This is a genomic window from Bacillus sp. 7884-1 (assembly GCF_002272245.1).
Classification (GTDB): Bacteria; Bacillota; Bacilli; order Bacillales; family Cytobacillaceae; genus Neobacillus.
In genome coordinates this window covers 1-6,126 of sequence record NZ_NPDD01000144.1, presented here as the reverse complement: position 1 = coordinate 6,126, position 6,126 = coordinate 1, and the positions used below count along the sequence as shown (strand labels likewise).

General features: G+C 36.6%; 6 protein-coding genes. 4 read left to right on the top strand and 2 right to left on the bottom strand.

Annotated elements, in window-relative coordinates:
* Nucleotides 1-137: 137 nt before the first annotated feature.
* On the top strand, nt 138-1,265 hold the full coding sequence (locus CHI06_RS16915; protein ID WP_095249802.1) for a TIGR04053 family radical SAM/SPASM domain-containing protein: 1,128 nt from the start codon (nt 138-140) through the stop codon (nt 1,263-1,265).
* 41 nt (nt 1,266-1,306) lie between these two features.
* Here CHI06_RS16915 and CHI06_RS16910 read toward each other — a convergent pair whose 3' ends face one another.
* A complete protein-coding gene (locus tag CHI06_RS16910; protein ID WP_095249801.1) occupies nt 1,307-2,005 on the bottom strand; it encodes a Crp/Fnr family transcriptional regulator in 699 nt (232 codons plus the stop codon).
* Between the two features lie 273 nt (nt 2,006-2,278).
* Between CHI06_RS16910 and moaA the strand changes: the two genes are divergently transcribed.
* Nucleotides 2,279-3,295: a GTP 3',8-cyclase MoaA gene (moaA, locus tag CHI06_RS16905; RefSeq protein WP_095249800.1), complete on the top strand. Its 1,017-nt coding sequence runs from the start codon at nt 2,279-2,281 to the stop codon at nt 3,293-3,295.
* 70 nt (nt 3,296-3,365) lie between these two features.
* On the opposite strand, the gene ric is transcribed toward moaA, so the two are convergent.
* Nucleotides 3,366-4,067 (bottom strand): iron-sulfur cluster repair di-iron protein, encoded by a 702-nt coding sequence (gene ric / locus CHI06_RS16900; RefSeq protein WP_373558153.1) that lies wholly within the window; start codon nt 4,065-4,067, stop codon nt 3,366-3,368.
* Nucleotides 4,068-4,282: 215 nt separating this feature from the next.
* Here ric and CHI06_RS16895 point away from each other — a divergent pair, with 215 nt between their 5' ends.
* Together CHI06_RS16895 and mobB are read left to right on the top strand one after the other, a co-directional pair.
* Nucleotides 4,283-5,548 carry a molybdopterin molybdotransferase MoeA gene (locus tag CHI06_RS16895; RefSeq protein ID WP_095249799.1) on the top strand — a complete coding sequence of 422 codons (1,266 nt, stop codon included), beginning with the start codon at nt 4,283-4,285 and terminating at the stop codon, nt 5,546-5,548.
* Nucleotides 5,536-6,087: a molybdopterin-guanine dinucleotide biosynthesis protein B gene (mobB, locus tag CHI06_RS16890; protein WP_095249798.1), complete on the top strand. Its 552-nt coding sequence runs from the start codon at nt 5,536-5,538 to the stop codon at nt 6,085-6,087. The genes CHI06_RS16895 and mobB overlap by 13 nt, the downstream gene beginning before the upstream one ends.
* The last annotated feature ends 39 nt before the right edge of the window (nt 6,088-6,126 follow it).

The following is a 6,126-nucleotide window of genomic DNA, read 5'->3' as shown; positions in this document are numbered from 1 at the left end:
GGGTCTTTCACAAAAAGGACATATTATTTTGGATGGAATGTGAGGTAGTTCACTTATCCATAGTGGAATCCCCTATATAATACAGGTAATAAGGCTGTTTGGTTTTGTTGAAATGGCCGTTTTAGGAGGCGTTTCATATGGCTTTTGGCCGGGATTTTAATAAAGATCCATTTATCGTAATTTGGGAACTTACACGTGCATGTCAACTTGCTTGTTTACATTGCCGTGCAGAGGCTCAATTAAAAAGAGACCCACGCGAACTATCATTCGAAGAAGGTAAGAACCTAATTGATCAAATATACGAAATGAATAATCCGATGCTTGTATTTACGGGTGGAGACCCATTAATGAGACAGGATGTTTTTGATATTGCAAAATATGCAGTTGAAAAAGGCGTTAGAGTTTCCATGACACCAAGTGCGACGCCAAATGTTACAAAAGAAGCAATTGAAAAGGCAAAAGAAGTTGGTCTTTCACGCTGGGCGTTTAGTATTGATGGGCCAACAGCTGAGGTTCACGACCACTTCCGTGGAACAGCGGGATCTTTTGACCTCACAATGGAAAGAATTAAATACTTACATGAACTCGAAATACCGATTCAAATCAACACGGTAATATCAAGATATAATATTGAGTACCTAGATGAAATGGCAAAAATGGTTGAGGATTTAGGCTGTGTACTTTGGAGTGTGTTTTTCCTTGTCCCAACAGGCAGAGGTCAAGAATCTGATATGATCTCACCTGTAGAACATGAAAAAGTATTTAGATGGCTATATGACCTAAGTAAGCGTGTTTCCTTTGATATTAAGACAACTGCAGCTCAGCATTACCGCCGTGTTGTTATTCAGCAGAAGATGCGTGAAGCGAAAGACCAGACTGAGGAAATTAATTATTTAAGTGCTTTAACAGAACAGGGGTTAACAGGATCGATTGACGGACTTGGACGAGCACCAAAAGGAGTGAATGACGGAAATGGATTTGTCTTCATTTCACATATAGGAGATGTGTACCCAAGCGGCTTATTACCTGTCAAAGCAGGAAATGTACGTGAAACGCCGTTAGCGGAGATTTATCGCGAGTCACCAATTTTTAAATCACTAAGAAATCCGGATCTCTATAAAGGAAAATGTGGTGTCTGTGAATTTCGCCATGTATGCGGCGGTTCAAGGTCTAGAGCCTACGCAATGACCGGAGATTACCTAGAAAGCGAACCATTCTGTGTTTATATACCAAAAGCAATGAGAGAAAAGCAGGTTCAATCATAATCAAAAAGATGGAAGCAATCATTCGTGATTGCTTCCATCTTTTATTCAATGCTGCAATATACGGCTGGACAATTTTCACAGCCAATTTCATCTTTTATATATTGAAGATCTAAAATAGAAATCTTTCCTTTTTTAATACTGATTTTTTTATCTTTTTTCAATTCACTTAGGATACGGTTTGTACTCTCTCTTGAAGTTCCACAAAAGTTTGCAAGTTCCTGGTTCGTTAATGGTAAATCAATTAATATTTCATTTTCTTTATGAATACCATAACTATTAGACATCCGAATTAATGTTGAAAAAAGCGCTCCCCGTTTACCATTTAAAACAAGATCTCGAAACTTAGTCTGGGTTTTACGGAAATGGTCACTCATCCATTTCATAAACTCAAACGCAAGCTTACTATTTTGGAATATCTCACTCTCGATGACATCTTTTTTGATAGCGACTATTTCACCTTCCTCTAGAACTCTGGCACTTAGTAAATACCTTGGATTATCCGTAAAAAGCGTTAATTCTCCACAAATATCGTTCTCACCACATATTCTTAAAGAGAGTTCGCGTCCATCTGAGGTTATTTTACTGATTTGAACTTTTCCAGAGATAATAATATAAAGTTCTTCTGCAAGCATACCTTCTTGAAATAAATAGGCTCCTCTTTCACTTCTAATTTTCCGATCGGCAAATCTAAGTAATTCTTTAATTTCTATGGAATGGGTTGGTTTAATTTTAGTCAACATGTATTCTCACCTCAAGGGTATTGTTTGGTCCTTATACTTCTATTTTCGTTAGTCTTATTTTAACGCAGGTTTTGAAGTTTTAACGGAGTAAACAATGACAATATAGTGAAAATTCTCTAATTTAATGTTCAACTGTTAATAAAATCTTCAATGATTGCGTTAATAAATAGTAAAAGAAATGTTATGATAGTGAATAAAGTAACAGTATTTTTTATTAATCGTTGGTACACTTGCATTATATTATTGGTTTTTAAAATAATGGAGTTGATATGAATGGAAAAGACCATTATTAAAGATAAATTTGATCGCCCATTACGTGATTTAAGAATCTCAGTAATCGACCGTTGTAACTTCCGCTGTCAATATTGCATGCCAGCCGATCAATTTGGTGATGATTTTGAATTTTTGCCAAAAAGTGCGCTGCTGACCTATGAGGAAATCGAGCGGATAGCAAAGGCTTTTATTAGTGTTGGTGTGGAAAAAATACGTTTAACTGGCGGTGAACCACTTCTTCGAAGAGATCTTCCGATATTGGTAGAAAAACTTTCAAAGATTGAGGGTTTAAAAGATATTGCGTTAACGACAAATGGAGTCCTTCTTCCTAAACTTGCTGATAAATTAAAAAAGGCTGGTCTTAAAAGAGTCAATATTAGCCTTGATACCTTAAATGATGAGTTGTTTGGAAAAATTAACGGTCGTGGTGTTGGTACACAGCCTGTTCTAGACGGGATTGAAGCAGCTAAGAAGGCTGGTCTCAAAATAAAAATCAATATGGTCGTTAAAAAAGGCCTCAACGATTCGGAAATCATCCCAATGGCTGATTTTTGTTTAAAGAATGGCTTGGAGCTTCGTTTTATTGAGTATATGGATGTAGGTTCATCTAATGGCTGGAAAATGGATGATGTCATCACTAAAAAGCAAATTTATGTACTATTAAAAGAGCACTATCAATTAGAGTCTCTTGACCCTGCTTATTTTGGTGAAGTCGCAAAATTATATAATTATCAAAACACAGATGTGAATGTTGGATTTATTTCTTCTGTCTCAGAATCATTCTGCAGCAGCTGTACCCGATCTCGACTTTCTGCAAATGGACAAATTTTCACTTGTTTATTTAATGGCAATGGGCACGATATTCGAAACTTTATGAGAAACGGTGCTACAGATGATGAATTGAGAAACCGAATCTCTGCTATTTGGAACAATCGAAGCGATAGGTATTCAGATGAAAGAACAGAAGAGACAGCAAAGAACCGAAAGAAAATTGAAATGTCATATATAGGCGGCTAAACCTCTCTTTCCCAATAGAGAGGTTTTTTTACATAGAAAAAGAGGCTGATTGTTCAGCCTCTTGAAACATCTAAATAATATATCTAGGGAACAAGATATTATTTTCTAAGTGTACATGCATAAATGTTAGTCCTTCTAGTTCTTCTAGTCGCTTGTATACTAATGTGTACGTTCCACAAGCATCAGCTGGAAGTGCATAGTCAGATGTAATGGCACGAATCTGTCTAAGTATTTCACCTGCATGATCATGTTCTTTTTCAAGCTCAACAATCATATTAATAGCTTCTTCACGATTTTCAACAGTACCATCGGCAAGTTGTTTGATTAACGGAAATACAATTGCTTCTTCTTTAGCCATATGTTCCATTAATTCTTTTTTGAATTCATAAAATAGCTCATTAACCTTTAAAAGTTCAGGATGACTGTCGCCGTGAACACGTGAAACCTTGGTAACATAAGGGCTAAGCAATGTTAATTCTTCTTCAGATGTACGGTGATAATGGTTGATAACATGATCAATGATGGTATTTGAATCTGATTTCGTCCAAACTTCTAAGTCCGTTTCAGTTGAACTGTACTTTTCATATACTGCTTTTAATTCATCCATTAGTGCTTCTTCATTTAATCCATTTGCTGCAATAGCCTCGGATAGTGGAATATTGCCTCCGCAGCAAAAGTCAATTCGGAATTTCTTGAAAACGTCGCTCGTTTTTGGCAGTTCATTTACGATATCTTTAACCAATGTATTTGTAGAAAAAGGGAAAGTAATCATATTTTCCTCCTGATTGTCGTTATTTAATTTCTAACTTAAGGATAAGGTATTTCTTTGAAAAAATAGGTGACCTGAATCACACATTCAAAAGTATTTACTATTTTTTTGTTTAATGGTGTGATGTTTGCTATATAAGAGACTTTTCGATAGGCTTATAATGAAATATGTATAAAAAATTTTTTTACTAGTATTTGTTTCCTGCAGGAGTGATGGAATTGTTAGAAAGAAGAAAACCAATCCCAATTGGGGATGCAGTTAAAAAAATAATGGAATTTCAGTTAAATGGTAAAACAGAATTTGTTTCTATCGATGAAAGTTATGGACGGTTTTTATCAGAAGACTTAATTGCAACGAGTGATGTCCCTCATTTTGATCGAGCACCTTATGATGGTTTCGCTGTTCGGTCTATAGATACTAAGGAAGCTTCAACAAATAATCCACTAGAATTTAAAGTTGTCGACCATCTTGGTGCGGGAATGACGTCTACCATGACAATTAAAGAACACGAAGCAGTTCGGATTATGACCGGAGCGATGATGCCTGAAGGTACAGACGCAGTTGTCATGTTTGAAGTTGCAAAAGACTATGACAAAAATGGGACGCCATATATGTCGATAAAACGAAGCTTTAATAAGGGGGATAACGTATCCTTCCGAGGAGAAGATGCCAAAGAAGGTGAAGTCCTGGTAAAAAAGGGCACATTAATAAACCCTGGTATTCAAGCCATGCTGGCTACGTTTGGCTACGACCAAGTTCCTGTTGCTAAAAAACCCATTATTGGTTTGTTTGCGACTGGAACGGAATTGCTCGAAGTGGATGAGGAATTGGTACCTGGTAAAATCCGAAATAGTAATTCACATATGATAGCGGCTCAAATTCAAAGAACTGGGGCAATCGTCCATTATTATGGTAAGCTTCCTGATGTTTTTGATACTTGTTTTACAGCGGTAAAAAGTGCTTTAGAAAAAGTAGATATCCTCATCACAACGGGTGGAGTTTCTGTTGGCGATTTTGATTATCTCCCTGCGATCTATGAAAAGCTTGGTGCTGAGGTGTTATTTAATAAAGTGGCAATGAGACCAGGAAGTGTAACAACAGTAGCTCAATTAGAAGGGAAACTACTGTTTGGTTTATCAGGTAATCCTTCTGCCTGTTATGTTGGTTTTGAGTTGTTTGCTCGACCAATTATACGCACAATGCTGTTTTCTGCTAGACCACATCTAAGAAAAGAAAAAGCGGTTCTAGAGGTTGACTTTCCAAAAGCAAACCCATTCACAAGATTTGTTCGCAGTGCATTTTCTGTAAAAAGTGGCAGATTAAGTGCGACACCGAGTGGATTAGATAAGTCTAATATTATCATGAGTCTTTCAGGAGCTAATTCCCTAATGATTCTTCCAGGAGGTACAAGAAGCTTTCAAGCTGGAGATGAGGTTGATATCCTGTTGCTTGAAGACCAAGATGGCAGTGAATGGCCTTGGTAAAGCCAATCATCTTTCAAGTAGTAGGATACCAAAATAGTGGTAAAACCACTTTTATCTTAAAACTAATTGAATTATTAAAAAATGAGGGTATAAAAAGTGTTACAATCAAGCATCATGGACATGGTGGAAGGCCAGATGTTATTCCTCAAAAGGACTCATCCCGGCATCTAAAAGCAGGAGCACTTGCTGCTTTGGTTGAAGGCGATGGGAGACTAGTCCTGCAGGTAGATGAATCCTTTTTGACTCTGGATGAACAAATTAGATTTATGGATTTTTTTCAACCTGATATTATCCTAATTGAAGGTCATAAGAAACAAGCGTACCCTAAATTACTGATTCTTAGAAACGAGAACGATCTTTCTCTGATTACCTATGTAACGAATATTAAGGCAGTCCTTGTCTGGAATCAAGCTTTGATAGAAGTGGTCAGGGAACATTTGGCGGTTCCAGTTTTTTACATACTTGAGGATATTTCAGTGACAGAGATTTCAAAAGAATTAAGAATACTTGTTCATAATGTAGAAGAAAGTGGCAAATAAAAAAATCGGTCATATGACCGATTTTTTTGTCTAGCTCCA

Bases quoted from the DNA above. Each gene is read 5' to 3' on its own strand.
- moaA (WP_095249800.1), top strand. From the start codon at position 2,279: ATGGAAAAGACCATTATTAAAGATAAATTTGATCGCCCATTACGTGAT.
- CHI06_RS16910 (WP_095249801.1), bottom strand. From the start codon at position 2,005: ATGTTGACTAAAATTAAACCAACCCATTCCATAGAAATTAAAGAATTA.
- mobB (WP_095249798.1), top strand. From the start codon at position 5,536: ATGGCCTTGGTAAAGCCAATCATCTTTCAAGTAGTAGGATACCAAAAT.
- CHI06_RS16915 (WP_095249802.1), top strand. From the start codon at position 138: ATGGCTTTTGGCCGGGATTTTAATAAAGATCCATTTATCGTAATTTGG.
- ric (WP_373558153.1), bottom strand. From the start codon at position 4,067: ATGATTACTTTCCCTTTTTCTACAAATACATTGGTTAAAGATATCGTA.